The following is a 23,201-nucleotide window of genomic DNA, read 5'->3' as shown; positions in this document are numbered from 1 at the left end:
ACATTCAACTTGATTGAAAAGTAATGCATCTGAGAATCATTTGCAACAGCTTCCATGCAGTAGTACGATAGGAAAGCCTTTCTAAACATTGATTTGTGACTAGAAACTGGTTGACCATTCGTCTCTACCACTTTCCTCTCTCCTTTCAACTCGATCGGCGGGTGCCGTGGCTGTTGCTGGCTCTGGCGATCGCTGCTTTGGCTGTGCTGGTCGTTAGCGTCGGCTATGGAGAGTATCCTATCTCGCCAATTGATGTGATCAGAACCATATTGGGATGGCAGACAGACAATTCTGACTATGGTTTTGTAATCAACACGCTCCGATTACCGCGAATCGTAGCTGCATTTCTGGTCGGAATAGGACTGGCGATCGCTGGAACCATCCTGCAAGGACTGACGCGCAACCCCTTAGCGGCTCCTGAGATTGTGGGCGTGGAAGCTGGGGCAGGGCTAGCAGCTGTTTCTCTGATTGTGCTATTCCCATCAATTCCAACCCTCTTCTTACCGATTGCTGCTTTTACAGGAGCATTAATCGCTGCCTTACTGGTGTATTGGCTGTCCTGGAATGGTGGGAGTTCACCAATTCGATTGATTTTAGTTGGTGTAGGAATCGGGGCGATCGCTTCTGCGCTCACTAGTTTGATGATTACCTTTGGCAATATTTATGATGTCAGTCAGGCGTTAGTATGGTTAGCCGGAAGCGTATATGGACGCACCTGGGAGCACATTCAGGCATTGCTACCCTGGCTACTCATATTTGTTCCTCTGTCATTTCTAAGTGCCCGTGAGTTAAACACGCTGAATTTAGGAGATGATGTGGCACGAGGCTTAGGCAGTCGTGTGGAATGGCAACGCGGTTTTTTGTTAATCACCAGTGTTGCTTTAGCCGGGGCCAGTGTTGCGACAGCAGGCACCATCGGCTTTGTCGGACTGATATCCCCCCATTTAGCCCGTCAGCTAGTCGGTACATCCCATGAAGGACTGCTGCCAACGGCGGCTTTAGTGGGTGGTTTGATTGTGGCACTGGCAGATTTGCTGGGGCGATCGCTGTTTGCCCCGATTGAGATCCCCTGTGGTGTGATTACGGCTGCCGTAGGTGCGCCCTACTTTTTGTATTTGCTCTATCGCGATCGCAATCAATAGTGCCATAAATTCAGTATTTCTCTCACCCTTAAAACTGCAACGCATGAACTCCAATCTATCTCTTGAACCTGCCCTATCAGCCCGTAAACTGTCGTTGGCTTACGACAAAACCCTAATTGTCAATCATTTAAACCTGGCAATTTCCGCAGGTAAAATCACGGCTCTGGTTGGTCCCAATGGTTGTGGTAAATCAACTTTACTCAAGGGTTTAGCCCGATTGCTTAAGCCTCAGAGTGGAACGGTGTATCTAGATGGAGTCGCGATCTCGAAGAGATGCCCGCAAGGGGTCGCTAAATATTCCACCAAAGAAATTGCAAAACGATTAGGAATGCTGCCTCAGAGTCCAGTCGCTCCCGAAGGGCTGACGGTGCGAGAACTGGTGGCACAGGGACGCTATCCTCATCAGAGTTGGTTGCAGCAGTGGTCGCGGGAAGACGAGCAGTTCACAGAACAGGCATTGGCAATTACGGGAATTGCAGAACTGGGCGATCGCCCTTTGGATAGCCTTTCGGGTGGGCAGCGGCAACGTGCCTGGATTGCAATGGCGCTAGCCCAAAACACAGAAATCTTGTTATTAGATGAACCCACAACATTTCTGGATCTAGCGCATCAAATCGAGGTGTTGGACTTGTTGTATGACTTGAACCAGACGCAGGGACGCACCATCGTCATGGTATTGCATGACTTAAATCAAGCCTGCCGTTATGCGGATGAGCTGATCGTGATGCGACAGGGACACCTTTACGCCCAAGGAACTCCCAATCTAGTGATGACCGAAACAATGGTCGCAGAGGTTTTTGGGATAGAGAGTCAAATTGTGCCTGATCCTATGACCGGGACACCAATGTGTGTACCTGTGAGCCGAAAAGCACGCGCTTCAATTGGCAGAAAATAACTTTCTTGAAGGGAATAGCACTCCACTTCAACGCTGCACTCCCATCAAATCTAGAAGTAACGTCACCTGTTGTGATTGTCGCTCTGACTTGCGATAGGCTAGCCAAATTGAGTTTGTCACCGCTTTGACTGGTTTGAGGATCAGGGTTAAATGCTGGTTATCAATCCAATCTGCACATAAATAATCAGGTAACACGCTGCAGCCAAGTCCCAGAGCGATCGCCCCTCGAATGCTGCGTAAATCAGGAATCACTAACTGCGGGTTCACATCCAGCCGCCGACCAAAAATGACCCGCCAAAACCGCCGAATAATGGGCAGCTCTTCACTGTATGCAATCCAGAATTGCGTCCTGAGCCATTGTTCCAGAGCCATTAAATCTGCCTGTATCACATCCTGAGACAGCGGAATCGTCATACCCGGTGGTCCGACTAACCAAAAGTTCTCTTCAAACAAAAGCTGATATTCCAATTCTGGTTTTGGAACTTTTTGAGTGGCGATCGCACAGTCAATTTGATTCGCCAACAATTGCTCAATTAGGTCTTGCACCAATCCAAATTGAATAGCGAATAGAGTCTCATTCTGTTTTGGCAAACGAGACAACACGTACTCACTAAAAAACTCCATCGGCGTTCCTAGGCGAATCAACAGCGGCGCATCGGCCGAAGCTGTCTTGGTTGGAATCGCTTCTAACGTTTCAATCGCGGTAACGACACGAGTATACAGTCGCTTTCCGGCCTCAGTCGGCAACATACGTCGCGGCATTCGTTGAAATAACGGTGTACCTAGAGTTGACTCCAGAGCGGCCACATGTTGACTCACTGCTGGCTGCGTCAGGTGTAAAACTTCAGCTGCACCCGATACCGTTCCTACCCGATACACTGCTACAAAGCTGCGATACCACTCCAGGTTAACCATAAATCTAATTATAGATGTGCCCAATAATCATTATTTGTATTTTAGATAGATAGCTTTTAGGATGGAAATTGTCAGGCAAAGAAACATTCAAAGAGTTGCTGACCATCCCTATTTCATTGGAGTCCACACTATGTCTCAGAAAGTTCTAATTGTTCTGACTAGCCACGACACCCTCGGTAACACAGGTCAAGAAACTGGGTTTTATTTACCAGAGGTTAGCCATCCCGTTGATGTATTCGATCGGGAAGGTTTGACGGTTGAGTATGTCAGCCCCAAAGGTGGAAAAGCTCCAATGACTGGCATTGATCTCAATGACCCACTCAACGCTGCATTTCTCGACAGTCCTGAAAAAATGGCGCAAGTGGAGAACACTCTGAATCCCACTCAGGTGAATCCATCAGAGTATGCTGCTATCTTTTACGCAGGTGGCCACGGAACCATGTGGGATTTCCCTGAAGATGCCAAACTCGCTCAAATTGCGACAAGCATCTATGAGCAGGGTGGTGTAGTGGGTGCGGTTTGCCACGGTCCCGCCGGACTGGTCAATATTCAACTCTCAGACGGCAGCTATTTAGTGAATGGAAAAGTTGTATCAGGCTTCACCAATGAAGAAGAAGAAGCCGTTGGTTTAACTGAAGTGGTGCCATTTCTATTAGAAGAAAAGCTAACCGAGCGGGGTGCAACAGTTGAGAAAGCACCAAATTTCCAAGCAAAAACGGTAGTCAGTGGTCGCCTCGTAACAGGGCAAAATCCAGCTTCAGCAGCAGGAGTAGCTGAAGCGATAGTTACCCTTTTGCAGCAGTCTTCTCAGCCAGTAGCTTCCACTTCTGCATAAGCGAACTCCAGTAGATCACCCGGTTGGAGGATGAATAAGATGGACAGCTCCGATACATTAATAAGTATAGAAATCGTTCATCTTCAAATCACTTCATTCGAGTTTGAAGACGGAAGTAAGGGTTTACTCCCGAAGGAACGCGCCTCCACCCACCGCTACACAAAAGAGGCGAAACACATGCAACTAGTTTATCGTGGCGTTCGTTACAACGCAGCTTCTACACACGTTGATGTTGTTGATGTACCTGTCACTGGACAATATAGAGGTTCAGTCATCAAGTTTCATTATCCGGCGAAACTACCTGCTGTTAAGCAAATACTGCATCTCATCTATCGTGGCGTTGCCTTTGATGAGGTAATCACAACTCCAACTGCGTAGGACAAGTCCAAATTTGAGAAATTGAGGGATCATTGACGTTCTGACCTAGCCATAGCGCTAGGTCTTTTTATAGTTTCCTAGGAACTGCTAGAGGGTGTAGCTTCCTGAGCAGGCTCACTGCTGGTTAACTGCGATCGCAACAGCAACAAGAACAAACTCGAAATGGCAGAGGTGAGAACTAGAGCTAACCAAAAGTTGGTGCCTAACCAAATAGGATGATCCAAGGCCCATCCACCCAAGATAGGTCCGACCAAGTAACCGATCGCCCAGCACTGAGACTCTAGAGCAAAGTAGATACCCCGCAATGTCACAGGAGCCAATTCTCCGACCAAAGCCGATGCTGAGGGTGCATAGAGTACCTCTGCGATCGCAATGCAGGCAAAGGACAGCAAGATCAGTATCAGTGGATTGATGGTTCCTAGCCCCACCAGCCATATCAAGAAAAATCCGGCAGCCCACAACACGAGCGACCCGAACAAAATTGGGACATAAGGAACTGACCGCAGCCAGCGGGTCACCGGTAATTGCAGCACAATTTTCAGCAGGGCGTGCCAAACAAAGAAATAGCTGATGAATGCTTCAGAAAAGCCCGTCTCGGTATTGCCCCAGGGCACAAAGTTTGCCAGATACAAAGGCAGCGTGCTGCTCAGTTGAGCCGCATAGGTGGTGAAGAACACATTGGCAGCAAGATAGGTGAGCAAGCGGCGATCGCGCAACGCCTGACCCCAGCTTTGCAGCACATTGAGAGAATCTGTGTGAGGCTGACGAGTTTCAGCGATCGCCCAGGCGACTACTCCGCCAAACACCAGGTAGGCTAATCCTTTGCAGATGAAGAGTGCTCCATAACTCCCTTCCATTGCCAAGTATTGTCCTGCCAACAATGCCCCCAATCCCAACCCAAGATTGTCTGCTAACCGAGTGAGGGCGATCGCTTCAGTGCGATGTTCCGTTGGAGTAAGGTCTGTTGTGATGGACAGAGTCGCAGGCCAGTAGAGGCTAATGCCTAAGCCCAGCAGCAGGTTTCCTACGACCAGCAGGGGAAAGGTACTGGCAAAGGCTAAAGAAAAGCTACCTAGTGCAGCAATGACCGCTGCAATCAGCAAAGTGCCTCGCCGCCCCAATCGCTCAGAATCAATTGCATTACCCGCCCAAAATCGCCCTAAAGTACCGGAAATACCTCCGCTTCCTAGCGCCAGTCCAACCTGGGTGGGGGAGAAGCCTAACGTGTTGACGAAATAGATGGAGGTGTAGACCAGGGTAAAGCCATGCCCAATGAACAGCAGCAGTTGACCTGCTGCCAAAAGCCAAACTTCCCGCTTTAGGTCTGGTAGCCAGTCCAACAGGGTCTTAACTGGATGAAAAGGTAGTTTCATCTATTCCACGGATACAATATCTAGCAGGATAATACCGTTCTACAAAAGGGCGATCGCATTTAAATAATCGTGCGTCCGTAAGCAGAAATTTCACTGGTGTTCGCCTGTTTATCTGAGGAGGGTTATCTCATGACACTAACCTTTTGACAGACACTAAAACGTTCTCAAAAGATAGTGGTGCAATTACTCCTTCACCCATAGTGAATTCTTCGACATAACGACCTGCTTGAGGATTCCTGAATACAATCACCTGCTTAGTGGATAAATCTAAAACCCAGTATTCTAAAATCTCAGCCATTGCATAAATCGCAGACTTAATCTCTAAATCCTTCTTCAAACTCGTCTGAGCAACTTCTACAACCCAAAAGATATCTGGAGGAGCAGGGTGGCGATCGCGGTAAGTTGATTCTGGAAGCCGAACGATTGCAATGTCCGGTTCGGGTTCTGAGTCAGCCAAGGTAATTGGGCCATTGAAGCGAACATCCGCTTTGCCGGAGAGCAATTCCTCTAAATATTTTGCGCCTCGTTTGGCTGTGGTGTAATGAATCGGAGTTTCTGGACTCATCTCAACGATTTCGCCTGCTAACAATTCCACATGGCGACCTTGCAAAATACCTGCTTCGACCATGCGGTGATAGTCATCAATAGACCACTTAGCTAATGTTTTCATCGCAGAATCGCTTACATTTTGGCGGTGAGTCTAATCTGATTCTATAGTTCCTGGCTGAAAAGCACCTCAATTAGCCTTCGACGACCAGGAACTTAGGGACAAGAGACAACTTATGCGTCTGTGATAAAATAGTCTCTAAACCACACAGCGAAAGGATTTCGCTATCTCCTAGGGATCTTATGATAGAGGCTTTAGATATTAAGCGGAACGTAGAAGTGTTATCTGAGCGCCTGGGTAAAACCCAGGACTATCTTTGACGTTCCGGCTCTGACTGCAAAGATTCAGGACTTAGAGCAAGTTGCTGCCCAACCCGAATTTTGGGATGACCAGACGCAAGCGCAAAAGACTCTACAGGAATTAAACGACCTCAAGTCGCATCTCCAGCAGCTACAGGACTGGCAATCCGCCCTGGACGACACAAAAGCTGTTTTGGAATTGCTAGAGCTAGAGGCAGACGAAGCTTTGCTGCAAGAGGCTCAGCACAACGTGACGCATTTGAGCCAGGAGCTAGATCAGTGGGAACTTCAGCAATTGCTGGCTGGACCCTATGACCAGCGAGGCGCAGTCTTGACGATCAATGCGGGTGCAGGCGGTACCGACGCTCAAGATTGGGCCGAGATGCTGCTGCGAATGTACACCCGCTGGGCTGAGAAGCATGGCTATAAGGCTCATCTGGCTGAACTGTCTGAGGGAGACGAAGCGGGAATCAAGTCTGTGACGCTGGAAGTCGAAGGGCGATATGCCTACGGCTACCTGAAGGTGGAAAAGGGAACTCACCGTCTGGTGAGGATTTCGCCCTTCAATGCCAACGACAAGCGGCAAACCAGCTTTGCCGGGGTAGAGGTGATGCCAATTATCGACAGTTCTGTACACCTGGACATTCCTGAGAAGGATCTGGAGATTACAACTTCTCGTGCGGGTGGCAAAGGCGGTCAGAACGTCAACAAGGTAGAAACGGCAGTGCGAATCGTTCACCTACCGACCGGAATTGCGGTGCGCTGTACCCAGGAGCGATCGCAGCTTCAAAATAAAGAAAAGGCAATGGCTATTCTCAAAGCCAAGCTGCTGATTATTGCTCAGGAGCAACGCGCTAAGGAAATTGCCGACATTCGCGGAGATATGGTCGAAGCTGCCTGGGGTAACCAGATTCGCAACTATGTCTTCCATCCCTACCAGATGGTGAAAGACTTGCGGACGGGCACTGAGACGGCAGCGATCGCCGATGTCATGGACGGCGACCTTGACCCATTCATCGAAGCCTGTTTGCGTCAGGAAAATCAAATGTTGCAGGAAAGTACGGTGTAATATGAGCGATTCCCCTTCCATTCCAGAATCCCAGGTTGCTTCAGCCCCAGCAGAGGCAGAAACACCCACTATGCAGCCTGCTGAAGCTGCAGCCCAGCCTACCGAACCCAAACCTAGCTACGTCAAGCTAGCCATGCGAAACATGGTTAGGAAGCGGGGAACATCCCTGTTTCACTTTGCCTTGACCACAGTGGGGTTGATAGTTGTGCTGGTAGGTTTGTCCTACCTGACTCGCTAGGAGGCTTGATTTCATCGTGAAATTAGCCAATCAACCTGTGCAGGTAGAAATCAGCATCCAGGACGTTTTTTTTGAACCTGAGCCAGCTTCAGAATCGCCGATCTCGGATGAAACTTGGCAGGACTGGTTTAGTCGCTGGCTAGAGCATTTGCAGCCAGATCTGGCAGCTACAGGCGTTTACGAACTGTGTCTGCGGCTGACCGACGATGCCGAAATTCAGTCCCTCAATGCCCAATATCGCCAGAAAGATCAGCCGACAGACGTGCTGGCGTTTGCAGCATTGGAAGTAGAAACTCCCCAGTTTGAACACCAGGCAGAAATGCCGCTGTATTTGGGAGATATTGTAATCTCGGTTGAGACGGCGCGATCGCAAGCTCAACAAGAGGGACATTCCTTGCAGCAAGAGTTAGCCTGGTTGTCAGCGCACGGGCTGCTTCACCTGCTCGGTTGGGATCATCCAGATGATGACAGCTTAAGGGACATGCTGGTTCAGCAAGAAACTTTGCTGCAATCGGTGGGGCTGAGTACTCAATATCTAGCAGAAAAATCTTGACCTAGACTGAGTAAGCTGTAACATAAGGTCACTCAGGGTCTGTTTGGAACCAATTGGCACAGGACAGTGCAGAATCTTACAGCGCAGTCTTGCATAGGGTCTAAAATTGAGCAGATCTGCTTTGATTACAGATCTGCCCTGGCCGCTCTCGTTCCCTTAATTTTTCTGCCTATGTCCCAAGAATTATCGACAGAGACACCACCTCATGCTCCTAAGCTGGTTAAGCCAAATCGCGAACTCTCTTGGCGGATTGCGTCTAGCCTGGTGGTCAGCTTTAAGTATGCTTGGGCAGGGCTAAGCTATGCGTTTCAAACGCAGCGCAATTTTCGGATTCACCTCGTCGTGGGGCTAGTGGCGATCGCCCTCAGCATCTTCCTCGATCTCAGCGCCGTTGAAATCGCCATTATTGGGCTAACGACTGGGGCTGTCCTGACGATGGAATTGCTCAATACGGCGATCGAATCTGTGGTTGACCTGACCGTCAAGCAAAACTATCACGATCTAGCCAGAATCGCCAAAGACTGCGCTGCTGGAGCTGTTCTGGTTTCTGCAATGGCATCGCTGCTGGTTGCAGGTTCTTTGTTGCTGCCGCCTCTGATAGCGTTAATTCAAACCACTTTGGCACGATAGGTAACACTGTTGTATTTAGGAGGAGTAGCAATACTCACCCTAAATACGACTAGTCTATTCTTGGTAACAGCACGTCAAGATTAGAACGTAGATTGTGCTGCGCTTCACCCAACCCACCCAACTACAGGCAGTAGCCCCGCAGGTTGGGTGGAGCAGAGCGCAACCCAACACTTTAAATTTGCTTGCAGACTCACTTCGCTACTACGGTGCTGTAAATTTCTCTAAAGCAGATATCAGCAGAAATTTTTAATCCTGTTTAAATTATTCATCATCGACTCACTATGATTCTCGTTATCGATAATTACGACAGTTTTACATACAACCTGGTGCAATACCTGGGTGAATTGGGGGCTGAGTTGCCCGTCGCAGCGGATATTCAGGTTTATCGCAACGACCAAATTAGCCTGGAGCAGATCCGGCAATTGCAGCCTGACGCGATCGTGATTTCCCCTGGTCCAGGTCGCCCCGAAGATGCCGGAATTTCTCCCACTTTAATTAAAGAATTGGGGACTGAAACCCCCATTCTAGGCGTATGTCTAGGACATCAGGGAATCGGTCAAGTGTTTGGCGGCAAGATTACCTCCGCTCCAGAACTTATGCACGGCAAAACCTCCCCTGTGCAGCACAAAGGTGTGGGGGTGTTCAAAGGGTTAGCCAATCCATTTACGGCAACTCGCTATCACAGTTTAGTGATTGATGCCCAAACCTGTCCTGATGAGTTGGAGGTGACAGCCTGGGTAGAAGACGGCACAATTATGGGCGTGCGTCACCGAGACTATCCCCACATTCAAGGCGTACAGTTTCATCCAGAGAGCATTCTTACGGATTCTGGGAAACAGTTATTGAAGAATTTTTTGCTGGAAGTTGAGAATTAGGGTGTACCTTGAAAGACCATAATTCCTATCCCGAATCTGCTGTATTCTGACGTAAGTTCTATAAAGTTTCTAATTTCTTGGGTCAGTGTCACCTACAAAACCTGAGAAAGTTGAGAAAATCGGTTAAACCTAACAACGATACCCGTAGATCTCTAAGACTCGTATGATGCCGATTGATCGGGATTCTCTGTTGCGCCGCTGCAAAACGATAAAGTTCCTGAACCGCAGCCTGATCCTTAGCCTTGCAGTCATTTTGACTCCTCTGGGGTTTTCGTCTAATGCTGCTACTCTTTCGCAGGGGGCGATTACCCCAAAGGGGGAACTGCTTCGTACTGCTCAACTCCCCAGTACAAGCCTGGATGACGAAGCCCTTGAAGATGAAACCGAACTCTTGCCTGAGCAAGCCTGTTCCCTGCAACCTAACCGCTCTGCCCTGCAAATTAGTGACCTGACTCAAAACCTAATGCAGGCTGCAACCTGGATGGAGGAGCCAGAAAGCGGTTTGGGCGCAATCTTGCAGAGCGTTGGACCTCAGTTAGCCGCACAACTGACCCCTGCGGCTTGGCCTGAAATTCATCAGCGTGCCCGGTTAGCCAGAGTGCCGATCCTGATGTATCACGACATTCTGCCTGAAAAAGAGGTATTTTTTGATGTCACCCCAGAGGAATTTCGAGAACATCTGGAATTAATCAAAGAGAATGGGCTAACGCCTGTCAGTATGGATCAACTGGTGGCACATCTGCGAACGGGTTTGCCGTTGCCCGAAAAGCCCGTTTTGCTGACCTTTGATGACGGCTACAAGGGCCACTACGACTACGTTCTGCCGCTGCTGAGAGAATATGGCTATCCCGGCTTATTTTCCATCTATACGCACAAAGTTAGCCGAGATCATGGCAGACCCGGCTTAACCTGGGAGCAGCTAGAGGAAATGGCAGCAGACCCGCTAGTGACAATCGCCGCTCACAGCGTCATGCATCCGCCTGACTTGCGCGAACTGTCAGACGAGGAGTTGCAAAAGGAAATTGTCGAGTCTCGCCAAATTTTACAAGAACGGCTGGGCATCCCGATTCGCTATTTCACCTACCCGGAAGGCAAGTACGATGCGCGAGTTGCTGGGGAAGTTCGCAAAGCCGGATTTGAAGCGGCTTTGACCATGAACGATGAAGAAAATCTGATGGCAGGAGAGTCTACCAATCTGATGGCGATCGATCGGATCGGGCAATCGCAAATCGAAGAGGTGATTGCTGATGCATGGGGCGGACCTTCACCTAGAAGATGGGGAACCGCGTTTGACTTTGCCGCTCCCATCCAGGTGAACGAAGTGACTTACGACGACGTGCCGCTGATTCTCATTTCTGGCGGCAAGCCTGTCACCATTCATGCCGATAGCCGCTATCAAGTTGAGGAAATTATTGCCGACAGCGAAGTCGCCGCTGCTGTAGATGGAGGCTTCTTCTCACTCAAATATCTCGACTCAAACGTGATGGTCGGTCCCGTCCTGAGCCAGAGCGTAGGCGTTTTCGTTCCTGGAAACGCCAGTGAGAATCCGCTGCTAAACGGGCGACCGCTCGTGCTAATCAGTTCAACTCAGGTGCGTTTCGTTCCCTTTGACGCGGACAAACATAATACTCTGGAAGGCATTCAGGCTGAAATGGCGGATGTCACCGATGCCTTTGTGGCAGCGGCGTGGTTGGTCAAAGACGGTGAGCCTCAGCCTGCCAGTACTTTTGGTAGCCTGTTTGATTTTGATGCCAGACGACACCGAGCTTTTTGGGGAATCAGCCAGGATGGACAACCTGTAATTGGGGTGTCCACTTCTTACGTCGATTCCATCTCGCTGGGCGAAATGCTGTACCAGTCAGGGCTTCAGGATGCGGTCATGCTCGACTCTGGAGCAAGCACTTCTTTGGCTTATCGGGGCGAGTCATTAGTGGGCTATACGCCCCGCCCTGTACCTCATGTGGTTGGGTTAGTGCCACCTGAGTCTGATTCTCAAGCGAATGCGGGCTGTACGGTTGCGTCTAATACCAATTCCCAAGATTAGGTCTACAGATGGAAGGGCACCCGTTCTACGGAGTGCCCTTTCATTTAGAGGAACGTTATAAATAAAATTTCAGGGGTGGCAAGCTCAACCTACCACCCCTGAAATCAAATCTTGAATCAAATATTTTACGAAATTACAGCTTCAGGCTGATAGCGGATGTTTGCCTGGTGGAATCGCTGGAGTGCATCCTGGAGGCGATCGCACTCTGCAATCAAGCTAACTCGCACATAGCCCTCGCCACCTGCGCCGAACGCATTGCCGGGAGTAACTACAACTCCAGTTTGCTGTAGCACCGAGAGGGCAAAGTCAGTAGAGCCAACTCCCGGTGGGCAGGGCACCCAGAGATACATCGTGGCTCTGGTTTTGGGCACTGTCCAGCCCAGCTTTGCTAAACCGTCAATCAAAAAGTCGCGACGGGTGCGGTAGCGGGCCTGCACTTCATGCAGGTAAACATCTGGTAGTTGCAGCGCAGTTTCAGCAGCCGACTGGAGCGCTGCAAAAATGCCGTAGTCCAGGTTGGTTTTTAAGGTTCGCAAACCCTGGATCACATGACGATTGCCGACGACAAAGCCGACCCGCCAACCTGCCATGTTGTAGGTTTTAGAGAGCGTGTGAAACTCCACACCAATTTCTTTGGCACCGGGAATTTCCAACAGACTGGTAGGGTGAAAGCCATCAAACGCCAGTTCTGCGTAGCACAGGTCGTGAACTAGCAGAATTTCGTGCTTGCGGGCAAACTTGACGATGTCCTGGAAAAATTCACGGGGAGCGGTTGCTGCGGTTGGGTTGCTGGGATAGTTAAAATACAGGATTTTCGCCTGTTCTGCTACCGAGTCTGGAATCGATCCCAGGTCAATCAGCCAATCCTGTTCTGGCTTCAGAATGATGCTGTGAATTCTGCCCCCTGCAATTAGCGGACCGCGAAAGTGAGCCGGATAGGAAGGGCTGGGTACTAAAACCAAGTCACCTGGATTGACATAGGCGATCGCCAAATGCGTCAGTCCTTCTTTAGACCCTAGCAGCGGCAAAGCTTCACCATCGGGATCAAGCTCAACTCCGTAGCGGCGACCATACCAATCAGTAATGGCGCGACGGAAGCTGGCAGTTCCCTCAAAGGGCGGATAACCGTGGTTTGCCGGATTTTGCAGAGCGGCGATAGCGGCATCCACGACGGGTTGCGGCGTAGGTCCATCCGGGTTGCCCATTCCCAGGTCAATCAAATCTAGCCCCTGCTCACGGGCACGGGCTTTCAGCTCATCCAACCGCGCAAAGACATAGGGCGGCAGAGCACTGAGGCGATCGGCGGGGGTAATCCAGTCTAAGCTCATGCCTGCACCTCATTAGAAGAATGAGCTATATTGGACAGCGCTTGCCTGGTCGAAGTTCCATCTGGCTCTGAAATTCTAAATCCCTGACATGGCGCTGTTGTAGATACCATTGCTGCCATCAGGTGAGCGGGCGTAACCTCAAAGGGCAACCGATGAATATCAGACCCGACTGAACAGGCAACTTCTGCGGCGCGTTGCAGATTTGCCAGCGTCACCTCCGCTAAGCCTAAATCAGACAAGCTCTGAGGTAAACCAATTTCTGCATAAAACTTGAGCAACTGTTGGCGCGCCGTTGCGGCTAGCTGATTGCCCTGCACCATTTCCTCCAGGCGAAGCTGCACCAAAATGCCGTAAGCAACCTTCTCGCCGTGCAGCGTACTGTGGCTTTCAAGCAGATGGGTTAGACCGTTATGAACGGCATGAGCCGCTACCGTGCGACATTGAGCACCACCCAATCCGCCAATTACCCCAGCCAGCAGCACCGTTGCATCCACCACTTCTCGCCAAGCCGCGCTGCCCGGAGCTTGAAGTGCCACCGCCGATTTTTGAAATAGAATGTCGCGCAAAACACGCGCCTGCTGCACTGCCCCAATCACTAAAGTTTGGTCAGAGTGTCCGCTGCTCACCGATGCCTCGTACCATTTCGCTAGGGCATCCCCAATCCCAGCAATTAGGGTGCGGTTGGAAGCAGTCTGGAGTAGCCCATAGTCCAGCAGCAGCAAATCAGGGCAGCGAGCCAGACTGACATCATAAAGAAACGCACCTTGGTCAGAGTAGACGTTTGACAGCGCAGTCCAAGCAGCACAGGTCGCCGCAGAAGTAGGGATCGTTACAATCGGCAGATCGAGCTGATAGGCTAGCAGCTTGGCTGCATCCAGCGCCTTGCCGCCGCCCACCCCGATGATCAGATCTGCGTCATGGTCGGTTGCTGCTTGCCGCAATGCCGCTAAGCTTGCCTCGCTGCAATCTGCTCCGTAAGAGGCTTGAGCTGCTGCTAGCCGCTGCTCTAGAACAGGTTGAAGAAAGGGCTGTACGGCGGCTAGAGTGCGATCGCCCCCCACTAAAAGCGGTCTTTTCCCCAAACGGGCGATCGCTTCTCCCGATTGGTCCAGTGCATCCTGCCCCCGGATTACCGTAGCAGGAGCCAAATTTAGCGTAAGCAGTGGAGCAGAACTTGCAACATCCGAACTTTGAGACAAGGATGAATGGGTCATAGGGCAAAGCAACCATCACCATCAGCGGCGAAAGGCAAAAATTTAGTAAGAATCACTTTATACCAATTTTCATAAAGCTGTATAGAACAGTGGGGATTAGGGGTTGGGGGTAGAGGAGTTTGCTGTTATTCACTCCTAGTTCCCTCGCTCCCCTTACTCCCACTTGCATCAGGAAGTCCGTTACATATTGGACATACTGGCTGGCTCCACTTCAGAAGGTACTTCGGGCGGGGGAAGCTGGGCGAAGTTTTCGGGGTAGAGTTTGATTTCCATTTGCTCATCGTCGCGGATAAAGAGCGATCGCCTAATTTGTCCTAAGTACAACGGTTGGGAAATTCCTGGCTGGGGATGTAGTACTGTCCGCGCCCGAATGGTTAGCTTGTCATCGCCTCGGCTGAGACGACCGGGAGAAAACAGATTGCTGGCTGCTTGCTGCAAAGTGGCAGTTAATTCTGTTTCTGTAATGGTTTGAGGCACCACGATCACCACCCGATCAGCGCCAGAGTCATAAATGGTGGAGTACCGCACCGCACCTGGAATCACCGTGCGGGTAAAGGGAAATAATCCCAGCCCAAACAGCCCCACTGTCAGCACCACCAGCAAACCTGTCGCACCAACCAGCCGAAACCGGATACCCCATTTGAATAAAAAGCCGAGCAGGGCGATCGCTCCAAATACCAGGGTTGCGATCCCCGCCCATTGAGCAAATTGAAAAAAGTCAACGTTGGTTGGCATGTTTTCTGTAATTCTTGATGGCACTTCAACTTAATATCTTGAAGATTATGGAACAATGGCACCCAACCTTCAAAACAGAATTTTAATTTTACTCGTTGCTGATAAACCCAGCAGGCTGAACGTCCTTCGCTAGTTCCAAAGCTGCCTTGACTGTATGCCAAGACAGGTTGGCACACTTAATTCGCACTGGAAACTGAGCAACGCCCTGCATCACGTTAAGCTTTCGCAACTCAGAAGGAAATTCTGCCTCGCCCTTCATCATTGCCTGAAACTTTTGCACCATTTCCAGAGCTTCGGCAGTGGTTTTGCCTCGCAATGCATCAGCCATTAGATCAACCGATGCCATCGCGATCGCACAGCCTTCTCCCTCAAACTTTACGTCTTGAATCCGGTCTTCTGCGTCATTCAGTTGCAGGGTTAACTCAATCGTGTCGCCACAGGAAGGGTTGTGTCCTTTCTGGTAGCGATCGACTGGATCAGTTTTGCCCCGGTTGCGAGGCTTTTTGTAGCGCTCTAGAATGACCTGCTGATAAAGATCGCGCAGATTGTCCAATGACATAGCTATTCATCAAGAAACATACTCATCCTTCTTGATCCTAGCAGGGACGTGGAATTGAAGCAGGACTAACTGCTTCGCTGAACCGAATTGATATCCGATCGCTCAACTTGTTCCATCTGCAAACGCAGCCCAACCCACCTTAAAGCTATGGTGAGCGCTTGATTGAGCGGCATTCGCTCACCACTCAAATGGGGAGCCAGGTGAGCAATTTGCTGGGACATTGCAAAACTGGGAGCAGGTAAACCATTGGCGATCGCCTCTTGAACCGTTGCCACGACTTCTGGAATATCTGCTTTGTGGCGCATACAGGCAGCAAACTTGGGCTGACCCTCTCGATCTGTCACCGTTGCATAGCCGAATAACCTGCAAATGGATGGTCGCCAAAGATAAACTTGACAGCGCCCATTTCCAGGTACGTCCGAATCAGGCTCGTAAAAGAGGCAGGCATTTGTTTCATTCACCTCAGCCAACTTCTCCAGCCATTTCGCTGCTTCACCTTGCCGAAATAGCTCCACTGCCAATGGCACCATTTCTAGAGGGGTAGCTTCCACATGAGGATTTTCGCAGCAGCGACCACAGCCCGCTGGACAGTGAAGCTGAGTAGCTGCCTGAAATGCGCGGGTCTGCTGATCAATCTGTTCGTACAGATCTATGACTTGTTTAGCAATTTCGTCTATCGCTGTTTCCTTCGCCATACTTCTTGCAATGCAGGAAGAGGTGTAGCTACAAATCTAGATTGGCGATCGTCGGAATTCCTAAAACCGCGCAGGGAAACCCTTTGGACCATTGCGAAATTAGGGGGTGGCGAACAGAACGGCAACCCAGAACGAGGACATCAGCAGATTCGGCGATCGCCACCTGCTTTAACTCCTCAGCGCAATTACCAATCCGTAGATGGGTATTTAGTGATCCGCGCCATTCCTCAGCTAGGCACCGAGCCTGCCAAAGAATCCGGTCTGCTTGCTCAAATGGAGTCTCAGGACGGGTCAACGTTGCGGTACTAGAACGCTCTGTCTTGGAAGCATGCAGCAATTGTCTCCCACCATTTCCTTTAGAGTTCGATCGAGTTGTTTTGGTTAGGGTTGCAACCTCATCGACTACATAAACCACATGCACTGTTACTTGCTTTTGGGTCGCCAAACGAGTTTGGTGCGCCATCCAAAAAGTCAGATCTAGAGCCGTTTGGCTACAAGGAGAACCCGTATAGCCAACCATCAGATTAATCGACTCTTGAGCTAGCTCCTGCGACTGAAAATTAGCTGCCGCAGACACTTCTGGCTCTGGTAACAGCAGCATTTGCTCGACCAGGTTGCGTTGACCTAGCGTACCTTGCAGACGAGCTAACATTGGTTTGATTTTCACAGCTTTGACCTCTCCACGAAGTGAACTAGAAATGAGAGGTGGGTCAGGAAAGAAGGACTGTACCCATCTGGATAGACTTGATCCAAACAGAAACACCCTGCTTGAGGAGACTCCAGCGACTCTAGCTGCATTAGCAAGTTTAGGAATACTCCCGGTTTTACAACCTTGTAAGCCTAAACAACCACTTCTACAGATAGCTTAGTCAAATCCTTGAGTTCTCCTTCCAAGGCCGACGGAGTTAGCTGACGGGCTAAGACTGGAAGGTGTCTCTCTCATATTGAGATTAGCCCCGATAAACAATTGGTTCCTCCGCTTCAAACCTACCAATAGGTTTGGATTAGGCTCCCACTCAACTACTAAAACAGAACTGAAATAGAACCAAACGTGAGTGAATCTACAGAATGCATTCACCACTCATTTAGAGTACGAGATTTTTGGGCAAATGCCCATCGCAACTCATACAACGTTTGATAAATTAACATGTTTCGGGTGAGCTTCTAACTATCTTGCGGTAGATGCCTTACGGGTGAGGCGTTTGAGCCAATTAGCGATCGCCAATCTATCTCGATCTGCAATTGTCTTTTAGATTACATATTCGGGCTATTCGATACATATTCAACACATTGGGTTGACGAAGTATCTAATTAGAGGCTATCCTGTCATCAAACTGAATAGGTCAGCTTAATCCAGGTCTTGCGATTTTCTTTAACGCACTTCCTGGAACGGAGGAACCAAATTTGGGGCTTATCTCTGAGGTTAATTGAGAAGGACATCTCTCAGTCCTAGCCCGTCAGCTAACTTCGTCGGCATTGAGGGGAGATTGAAAGGTCAGCATTTTTTCACAATGCACCGATCTAATCATGATCCTGAACAGGCTTCAGCACCATTGCTGTGTCTGTTCAAACGTTTGAGCAGCGGGGTTTTTCCTGCGTCTGTCGGGCTGAGTCAGGTAGAGAACTGAGCAGTAGTCTATAAGCTGCTGCCTGACCAAGTCTGTTGCTCAAGTCAAGTTTGACCAGCGTGAGGGGCGATCGCTTTGCGATGCGCCCCTTTTTCTTTGGAAGATGCAATTCTTAGAACAAATCGCTGTAAGGGCGAACGGCCGCGTTCGCCCTTAACTGTGTGTCATTCATCTGGAAAAACGCTGTAGCTGTAACAGTATTAAAATTAGAGTTTTAAGGCGATCGCTCAATTATGCTGCCTAGAGAAGAACTGCTTCAGGGAATCGAAAATCGAGACAGCGCTGCACGGGTCATTGACCAGGCTGATCAGGCTATTAAAACCTGGGAGGTGGTCTGTACCGATTTTCTTTCGCCGCCTGAGTTAGCTGAAGTGCAGCAAATGTTTGCACGGCTGACTGAGGTGCAACTGCTGGCTTGGGGAGGCTATCCGCAAGCCGAACGTCAGCGTGTGGCGATCGCTCGTCCTGAAATTCCTTTAGATCAGTCTCAGGTGGCAATCGCCGCGCTAGACATTGCCGGAAACTTTCTGTTTGACTCAGCGACTCATCGCGACTTTTTGGGGTCACTGCTAGGCACGGGACTGGTGCGCGACAAGGTGGGCGACATCATTGTTTTGGGAGAGCGGGGTGGACAGGCGATCGTCGTTCCCGAACTGGTCGAATTTCTGGAAATGAGTCTGACGCAGGTACGCTCAGTTCCCGTCAAAACGCGGCAGATTGACCTGAGCGAACTGAAAATTCGGGAACCCAAAAAGAAAGAACTGACGACCGTAGAAGCTTCTTTGCGGCTAGATGCGGTTGCCTCTGCTGGGTTTGGCATGTCGCGCAGCAAAATGGCGGAGATGATTAGCGGCGGAGACGTGCGGGTCAATTGGAAGGACGTTACCCAGCCCAGCCATCAGCTTAAATCGGGCGACCTGGTCGCGATTCGGGGCAAAGGGCGCTTGGAAATTGGTGAAGTCGCCGTAACCAAAAAGGAACGCTATCGGGTGCAGTTGACTCGTTTTGTCTAAATCTAAAAAGTGTGAATGTACCTCTAAGCGGCTGCATTCACACACTCCATAGCGTTAGGAACGCCGTACATTCAAACAGCACCAATCCTTTCTGCGCCAGAGCGTTGCAACAATCCAGCCGCTTTGCTCTAGCGTGTCAGCGACGGGTTTCACCTGGTCAAGCAAAATGCCGCTGAAAATTCCCCAGGTGGTGGGTTGGACGATCGCTTCCATTTGCGGAATTAAATCAATGATCACTTCCGCCAGAATGTTGCAGAGAATTCCATCAACTGGCTCAGACGTAAGCTCCGGCAGTCGCTCGATGCTGCCCTCAACGACAACTAAACGGTGTGGCTCAATTTGATTTAGTTCTCGGTTGCTTTCGGTAGACATCACCGCCAAGGGGTCATTGTCAACCGCATAAATTTGTTTTGCACCGAGCAACAGTGCGCCAATCGAGAGAATGCCAGAGCCGCAGCCAATGTCTGCAATCACGGCATTACCTGGCTCACCCAAACGCATCTCTAAAGACTCAAGGCAAAGCTGCGTAGTAGCGTGTGCCCCAGTGCCAAAGGCAACCCCCGGATCGAGCCGCAAAATTTTGCGATCGCTAGCTTCAGGATTGGGCAACCAAGCAGGATTGATCAGCAAGCGATCGCCTACCTCTTGAGGCTGCCAATGATCCTTCCAACTGCTAGACCAATCTTCCTCCTCAATCAAATGCCACTGCATCGCAGGAATCGGCGACTCGGCACACAGCGCATCCTGTCGCAACAACAGCGATAAAGCCGCCAAATCTAGCAACTGCGCCTGCATTTGCGGCAGATAAGCCTTAATTAGGCAGGAATGCCCCTTAATCTCGCTGGAGGTACCCCGACAGCCAAACACCTCCAGCCGCCAAAATACCAAATCTTCCAAAACCGGATCGCAGAGAACTTGAATTTCCCACCAGCTACTTGCCAAGGTTGCTGCCTTAAACTGAGTTACTTACCCATTGTATTTCAGCCCTGTCCTTGCACTGCTCTTAAAGCTTTTTGAGTTTAAAAACTTGATTCAAAACTCAAAAACCTAATTTTGAAGTTGGAAACCTGATTTAAAACTCAAAAACCTAATTCAAAACTCGTAAACCAGGTTTTGAACTTTAAAAATAAGGTTTTAAACTCGCAAACTTGATTTAAAACTCGTAAACCTGTTTTTGTTTACATTTTCTAGAAAAAATACTGGTGTGAGAGGCGATCGCCTCCCTCGTTCCCTCAAAAATTCTGTATTTTGTCAAGATGACAAAATACCGTTCGCTCAGAAACCTTCAAACTGAGTCTACTTCCAAAGATGATAGAAAATAAAAAACATTAAGCTTAATAATTTAGAACATGCCTGAGCGATTTTTTGGACATATTTCGGGTTATCCGGAGGGTAGTTGGTTTGAATCTAGAGCAGCTTTAGCGGAAGTGGGGTTACATCGTCCTCTTGTAGCGGGGATTAGTGGGACCGAGTCTGAAGGAGCAGATTCGATTGTTTTATCTGGAGGATACGAAGACGATGAAGATTTAGGTAATGAAATCGTTTATACAGGTCATGGTGGAAGAGACCAAGATACTGGTAGGCAGGTCGCGAACCAAAATTTAAGTCGTGGCAATCTAGCTTTAGCAAAAAGCAAACTTCAAGGACTATCAGTTCGAGTGATTCGTGGTTCAACACACAAATCTGATTATGCGCCTTCTACAGGTTATCGTTACGATGGTCTATATCGGGTAGAAGATTATTGGCAAGAGAGAGGTAGGGCGGGGTATTACATCTGGCGTTATCGTTTGGTCAAAATTGTTGAAGATGAAATTTCTGCTTTTTCAAGAGTCACTGAAAGTTCTGGGGCTTATTCAGCACCACGACGTCAAGAAACAACTATTTTAAGGATTGTTCGTGATACGAAACAAGCACGAAGAATCAAAGCTTTGTATGACTACCGCTGTCAAGTTTGCGGCACTCGCTTAGAAAGTAATGCTGGTCCGTACGCAGAAGCAGCTCACATCAGACCATTAGGTATTCCTCATAATGGTTCAGATGCTATAAATAATCTCCTTTGCCTTTGCCCAAATCATCATGTGCTATTTGACTATGGGACGTTTTCTATAGCAGACGATCTATCACTGTTAGGCATAGAGGGTACTCTTACAATCGTCATGCAGCATGAAATACACATAGAGAACTTGCGGTATCACAGAGAGCATTATTCTCCAATGCAAAATGAATCTGGTTAATAAGCGATCGCCACCCAACATAATCCCTGGTCAGCGGATTTTCCAAAGCCGCTTTTGTGTAGTAAAGATCCCGAAAACCGCTGACCCGAACCGTTAGCTTGCTGCACGTAGCTTGCCCGAATACGCTAGAGTAAAAGCGATGAAAAGTTCTTCCTACGAACAGAGAAAAACGGCGCTGATTGAAGAAATCACAGCGGCGTTTGATGGTGTTTCGCGCCAGGAAGGCGTTACTTTGCATGAAGCAACAGTCATAGATAACTATGGGAGCCTCGAAGAACGCGCCCTAGCTAGAACACAAGATACCGAAGACAAATGGCAGAATGTTCCTGACAGAGATATTCGCTTTACCAACGCGGTTCTCAGCTTTCTCGACCCAAAAGGCTTCCACTATTACATTCCGGCTTACGTTGTGTGGTATCTCCGCAACATTGATAATGAAGACCCCGAATTTTGGTCGAATACGTTCTCCTCTGTTATCTTCCATTTGTCAGCAGGGGTTCATGACGACGTAGGAGAGTATTATCTCTCAAAGTTCAAACTGTTTACACTTGAACAAGCCAAAGCCATCGCGCATTTCCTTGTGTTTGAAGCAGAACGCGAAGACGCTGCTCAAATAGCGTACAAACAGCAGTGGCGGAAATCCATGTCAAAAGAAGGCTTTTCTCCAGAAGAACTTGATGATGCTTGGCCTGAGGGAGAGAAGTTTCGTATTGAGCGTGGCTTACCAGAGAACGATGCGAGGCGAGCGTTGGAGAGATACTGGGGGCAATTCTTATAGACCAACAGCAGGCTAATAATTGCGGTGCAATGGATTAAAGAAAGCCACTGGTGATGAGTTAAAGGTTACTGCAAATGCTGACCGCAACCGTTATGCCGCTTATTCTACTAGTTAGGGCAGTCATCATAAGGTGATTTTTCTATGTTCAAAGTTGAGCTGTTTCTTAAGGAACTCTAATGATGAATGGTACACCTTAACTAAATCCCAGCACCTCAACAAACACTTTGAGGATATGCAGATAAAAGTTACTCTCCTGTTCTCGAAATAGTGAGAAGGGTTGATCAGGTGCGCCAAAAAAGGGACGAAGTGACCAGCCAAGCTGACTGCCGACAAAGCCATAGAGAATTAGCCAGCCTCGCATAATAGAAGGCTCATGAGAACTGGCTCCAGGGTCACAATTGGCGATCGCCATCATCCCTTTGTAGAAGAAGTTGATACCCAGAAAACCTGTGAAGGCAAAGATGAGAACATTCACCAGTTTGAAAAATACATAGTCGTTAATTGAAAGGTGAAAGAATAGTGCAATCGGGGCAAAGGCACAGAGCATTACACTAATTACCGAAGTTGAGGCTAACAGGAGTGCCAGATATTGCCCAAAGGTGCGAGTTGAGCCAGAAATCACATCAAAGAAATAGAGCGTTGGCAGACAAATGAGTAATGTGATCAGATACAGAGCAGGCAGCTTAATCGCAGAGGCGATCGCCTGCTCCCAACTGCTCGACAAGCCAATGATGATGCCATAAAACGCCAAAAACACAGTGCTGCAAACCAGCATGGAAAATACTTTCTGGTTGATTTTGATGCCTTTGTACACTTCGTTCAGGAAAGTTTGGCGATCGCGCAAAAAGTGCATCAGCAGGGCAAAGTAATTCATGGTTCTTCCGGGGTGAGCGATCGCGCATCAAGCGATCGAATTTAGACTCACTGCTCTTTCGGAAGACCCTCTATTTTTTTGGACGATTCAGGGAATTCTTCATAGAAACTTTACAAGCAAACCTTGGTTAACAAGGGGCTGTTAATCTCTGAGGTTTTACTGCGAATGGGTATAAGATTGAGGCAATGAATCGTTTGTCAGGTATTCATCACTTCAACGTCTTCCCAAATTGCACATCTTCTGTAGGTTGGGTGAAGCAGCACGGAACCCAACACAATCTTTGTTCGGTG

At 49.1% G+C, this 23,201-nt stretch carries 24 protein-coding genes and 3 riboswitches; of the genes, 13 read left to right on the top strand and 11 right to left on the bottom strand.

Annotated elements, in window-relative coordinates; genetic code table 11:
• Positions 1 to 95: 95 nt before the first annotated feature.
• Together H6F88_RS09370 and H6F88_RS09365 are read left to right on the top strand one after the other, a co-directional pair.
• Positions 96 to 1,142, top strand: a complete 1,047-nt coding sequence (locus H6F88_RS09370; protein ID WP_190642468.1) for an iron chelate uptake ABC transporter family permease subunit — start codon at positions 96 to 98, stop codon at positions 1,140 to 1,142.
• A gap of 43 nt (positions 1,143 to 1,185) precedes the next feature.
• Positions 1,186 to 2,037 carry an ABC transporter ATP-binding protein gene (locus H6F88_RS09365; RefSeq protein ID WP_190642467.1) on the top strand — a complete coding sequence of 284 codons (852 nt, stop codon included), beginning with the start codon at positions 1,186 to 1,188 and terminating at the stop codon, positions 2,035 to 2,037.
• 27 nt (positions 2,038 to 2,064) lie between these two features.
• Here the strand turns inward: H6F88_RS09365 and H6F88_RS09360 are convergent, their stop codons facing one another.
• Positions 2,065 to 2,952 carry a LysR family transcriptional regulator gene (locus H6F88_RS09360; protein WP_190642466.1) on the bottom strand — a complete coding sequence of 296 codons (888 nt, stop codon included), beginning with the start codon at positions 2,950 to 2,952 and terminating at the stop codon, positions 2,065 to 2,067.
• A 130-nt stretch (positions 2,953 to 3,082) separates the two neighbouring features.
• Between H6F88_RS09360 and H6F88_RS09355 the strand changes: the two genes are divergently transcribed.
• Both H6F88_RS09355 and H6F88_RS33215 read left to right on the top strand, forming a co-directional pair.
• Entirely contained in the window at positions 3,083 to 3,787 is a 705-nt protein-coding gene (locus H6F88_RS09355) for a type 1 glutamine amidotransferase domain-containing protein (RefSeq protein ID WP_190642465.1), read from the top strand.
• Between the two features lie 72 nt (positions 3,788 to 3,859).
• A riboswitch (Glutamine riboswitch) is annotated at positions 3,860 to 3,931 on the top strand.
• A gap of 33 nt (positions 3,932 to 3,964) precedes the next feature.
• A complete protein-coding gene (locus H6F88_RS33215) occupies positions 3,965 to 4,165 on the top strand; it encodes a DUF4278 domain-containing protein (RefSeq protein ID WP_242043710.1) in 201 nt (66 codons plus the stop codon).
• A 77-nt stretch (positions 4,166 to 4,242) separates the two neighbouring features.
• Here H6F88_RS33215 and H6F88_RS09345 read toward each other — a convergent pair whose 3' ends face one another.
• Both H6F88_RS09345 and H6F88_RS09340 read right to left on the bottom strand, forming a co-directional pair.
• Positions 4,243 to 5,538, bottom strand: coding sequence for an MFS transporter (locus H6F88_RS09345; RefSeq protein ID WP_190642463.1), 1,296 nt, complete (start codon positions 5,536 to 5,538; stop codon positions 4,243 to 4,245).
• Between the two features lie 127 nt (positions 5,539 to 5,665).
• Complete coding sequence (locus H6F88_RS09340) at positions 5,666 to 6,208, bottom strand: Uma2 family endonuclease (protein WP_190642462.1); 543 nt, start codon at positions 6,206 to 6,208, stop codon at positions 5,666 to 5,668.
• Positions 6,209 to 6,390: 182 nt separating this feature from the next.
• Between H6F88_RS09340 and prfB the strand changes: the two genes are divergently transcribed.
• The 6 genes from prfB (at position 6,391) to H6F88_RS09310 (ending at position 11,853) form a co-directional block, all read left to right on the top strand.
• A protein-coding gene (prfB, locus tag H6F88_RS09335; protein ID WP_190642494.1) for a peptide chain release factor 2 occupies positions 6,391 to 7,513 on the top strand; the annotation gives its coding sequence in 2 pieces (ribosomal slippage) (positions 6,391 to 6,462 and positions 6,464 to 7,513; 1,122 coding nt in all).
• A gap of 1 nt (position 7,514) precedes the next feature.
• Complete coding sequence (locus tag H6F88_RS09330; protein WP_190642461.1) at positions 7,515 to 7,751, top strand: DUF3285 domain-containing protein; 237 nt, start codon at positions 7,515 to 7,517, stop codon at positions 7,749 to 7,751.
• Between the two features lie 13 nt (positions 7,752 to 7,764).
• Positions 7,765 to 8,304 (top strand): rRNA maturation RNase YbeY, encoded by a 540-nt coding sequence (gene ybeY / locus H6F88_RS09325; RefSeq protein WP_347277683.1) that lies wholly within the window; start codon positions 7,765 to 7,767, stop codon positions 8,302 to 8,304.
• Between the two features lie 171 nt (positions 8,305 to 8,475).
• Positions 8,476 to 8,934, top strand: coding sequence for a diacylglycerol kinase family protein (locus H6F88_RS09320; protein ID WP_190642460.1), 459 nt, complete (start codon positions 8,476 to 8,478; stop codon positions 8,932 to 8,934).
• A 281-nt stretch (positions 8,935 to 9,215) separates the two neighbouring features.
• Positions 9,216 to 9,809 (top strand): aminodeoxychorismate/anthranilate synthase component II, encoded by a 594-nt coding sequence (locus H6F88_RS09315; protein ID WP_190642459.1) that lies wholly within the window; start codon positions 9,216 to 9,218, stop codon positions 9,807 to 9,809.
• Positions 9,810 to 9,972: 163 nt separating this feature from the next.
• On the top strand, positions 9,973 to 11,853 hold the full coding sequence (locus tag H6F88_RS09310; RefSeq protein ID WP_242042559.1) for a polysaccharide deacetylase family protein: 1,881 nt from the start codon (positions 9,973 to 9,975) through the stop codon (positions 11,851 to 11,853).
• Between the two features lie 125 nt (positions 11,854 to 11,978).
• On the opposite strand, the gene H6F88_RS09305 is transcribed toward H6F88_RS09310, so the two are convergent.
• The 6 genes from H6F88_RS09305 to H6F88_RS09280 all read right to left on the bottom strand — a co-directional run bounded on the left by H6F88_RS09305 (position 11,979) and on the right by H6F88_RS09280 (position 17,051).
• On the bottom strand, positions 11,979 to 13,181 hold the full coding sequence (locus H6F88_RS09305; protein WP_190642458.1) for an aspartate aminotransferase: 1,203 nt from the start codon (positions 13,179 to 13,181) through the stop codon (positions 11,979 to 11,981).
• A complete protein-coding gene (locus H6F88_RS09300; RefSeq protein ID WP_190642457.1) occupies positions 13,178 to 14,395 on the bottom strand; it encodes an iron-containing alcohol dehydrogenase family protein in 1,218 nt (405 codons plus the stop codon). The genes H6F88_RS09305 and H6F88_RS09300 overlap by 4 nt, the downstream gene beginning before the upstream one ends.
• A 180-nt stretch (positions 14,396 to 14,575) precedes the next feature.
• The gene (locus tag H6F88_RS09295; RefSeq protein ID WP_190642456.1) at positions 14,576 to 15,130 is read right to left on the bottom strand and encodes a Ycf51 family protein; all 555 of its coding nucleotides are present in this window, start codon (positions 15,128 to 15,130) and stop codon (positions 14,576 to 14,578) included.
• 88 nt (positions 15,131 to 15,218) lie between these two features.
• Complete coding sequence (sufU, locus tag H6F88_RS09290; protein ID WP_190642455.1) at positions 15,219 to 15,689, bottom strand: Fe-S cluster assembly sulfur transfer protein SufU; 471 nt, start codon at positions 15,687 to 15,689, stop codon at positions 15,219 to 15,221.
• 65 nt (positions 15,690 to 15,754) lie between these two features.
• Complete coding sequence (locus H6F88_RS09285) at positions 15,755 to 16,384, bottom strand: YkgJ family cysteine cluster protein (protein WP_190642454.1); 630 nt, start codon at positions 16,382 to 16,384, stop codon at positions 15,755 to 15,757.
• Between the two features lie 28 nt (positions 16,385 to 16,412).
• Positions 16,413 to 17,051 carry a universal stress protein gene (locus H6F88_RS09280; RefSeq protein WP_347277681.1) on the bottom strand — a complete coding sequence of 213 codons (639 nt, stop codon included), beginning with the start codon at positions 17,049 to 17,051 and terminating at the stop codon, positions 16,413 to 16,415.
• A 212-nt stretch (positions 17,052 to 17,263) separates the two neighbouring features.
• Positions 17,264 to 17,405: riboswitch (cyclic di-AMP (ydaO/yuaA leader) on the bottom strand.
• Between the two features lie 314 nt (positions 17,406 to 17,719).
• Positions 17,720 to 17,875: riboswitch (cyclic di-AMP (ydaO/yuaA leader) on the top strand.
• 370 nt (positions 17,876 to 18,245) lie between these two features.
• Between H6F88_RS09280 and H6F88_RS09275 the strand changes: the two genes are divergently transcribed.
• Positions 18,246 to 19,025 (top strand): photosystem II S4 domain protein, encoded by a 780-nt coding sequence (locus tag H6F88_RS09275; protein ID WP_190642453.1) that lies wholly within the window; start codon positions 18,246 to 18,248, stop codon positions 19,023 to 19,025.
• Between the two features lie 54 nt (positions 19,026 to 19,079).
• On the opposite strand, the gene prmA is transcribed toward H6F88_RS09275, so the two are convergent.
• On the bottom strand, positions 19,080 to 19,967 hold the full coding sequence (prmA, locus tag H6F88_RS09270; protein WP_190642452.1) for a 50S ribosomal protein L11 methyltransferase: 888 nt from the start codon (positions 19,965 to 19,967) through the stop codon (positions 19,080 to 19,082).
• A gap of 407 nt (positions 19,968 to 20,374) precedes the next feature.
• On the opposite strand from prmA, the gene H6F88_RS09265 reads away from it, so the two are divergent.
• Both H6F88_RS09265 and H6F88_RS09260 read left to right on the top strand, forming a co-directional pair.
• Positions 20,375 to 21,259: a YDG/SRA domain-containing protein gene (locus H6F88_RS09265; protein ID WP_190642451.1), complete on the top strand. Its 885-nt coding sequence runs from the start codon at positions 20,375 to 20,377 to the stop codon at positions 21,257 to 21,259.
• A 139-nt stretch (positions 21,260 to 21,398) separates the two neighbouring features.
• Entirely contained in the window at positions 21,399 to 22,037 is a 639-nt protein-coding gene (locus tag H6F88_RS09260) for a DUF6714 family protein (RefSeq protein WP_190642450.1), read from the top strand.
• A gap of 193 nt (positions 22,038 to 22,230) precedes the next feature.
• On the opposite strand, the gene H6F88_RS09255 is transcribed toward H6F88_RS09260, so the two are convergent.
• Positions 22,231 to 22,911: an actin-binding WH2 domain-containing protein gene (locus H6F88_RS09255; RefSeq protein ID WP_190642449.1), complete on the bottom strand. Its 681-nt coding sequence runs from the start codon at positions 22,909 to 22,911 to the stop codon at positions 22,231 to 22,233.
• Between the last annotated feature and the right edge of the window lie 290 nt (positions 22,912 to 23,201).

This window comes from Oculatella sp. FACHB-28 (assembly GCF_014696015.1).
Lineage (GTDB): Bacteria > Cyanobacteriota > Cyanobacteriia > Elainellales > Elainellaceae > JAAUTN01.
This window is presented reverse-complemented; position numbering and strand designations above follow the sequence as displayed.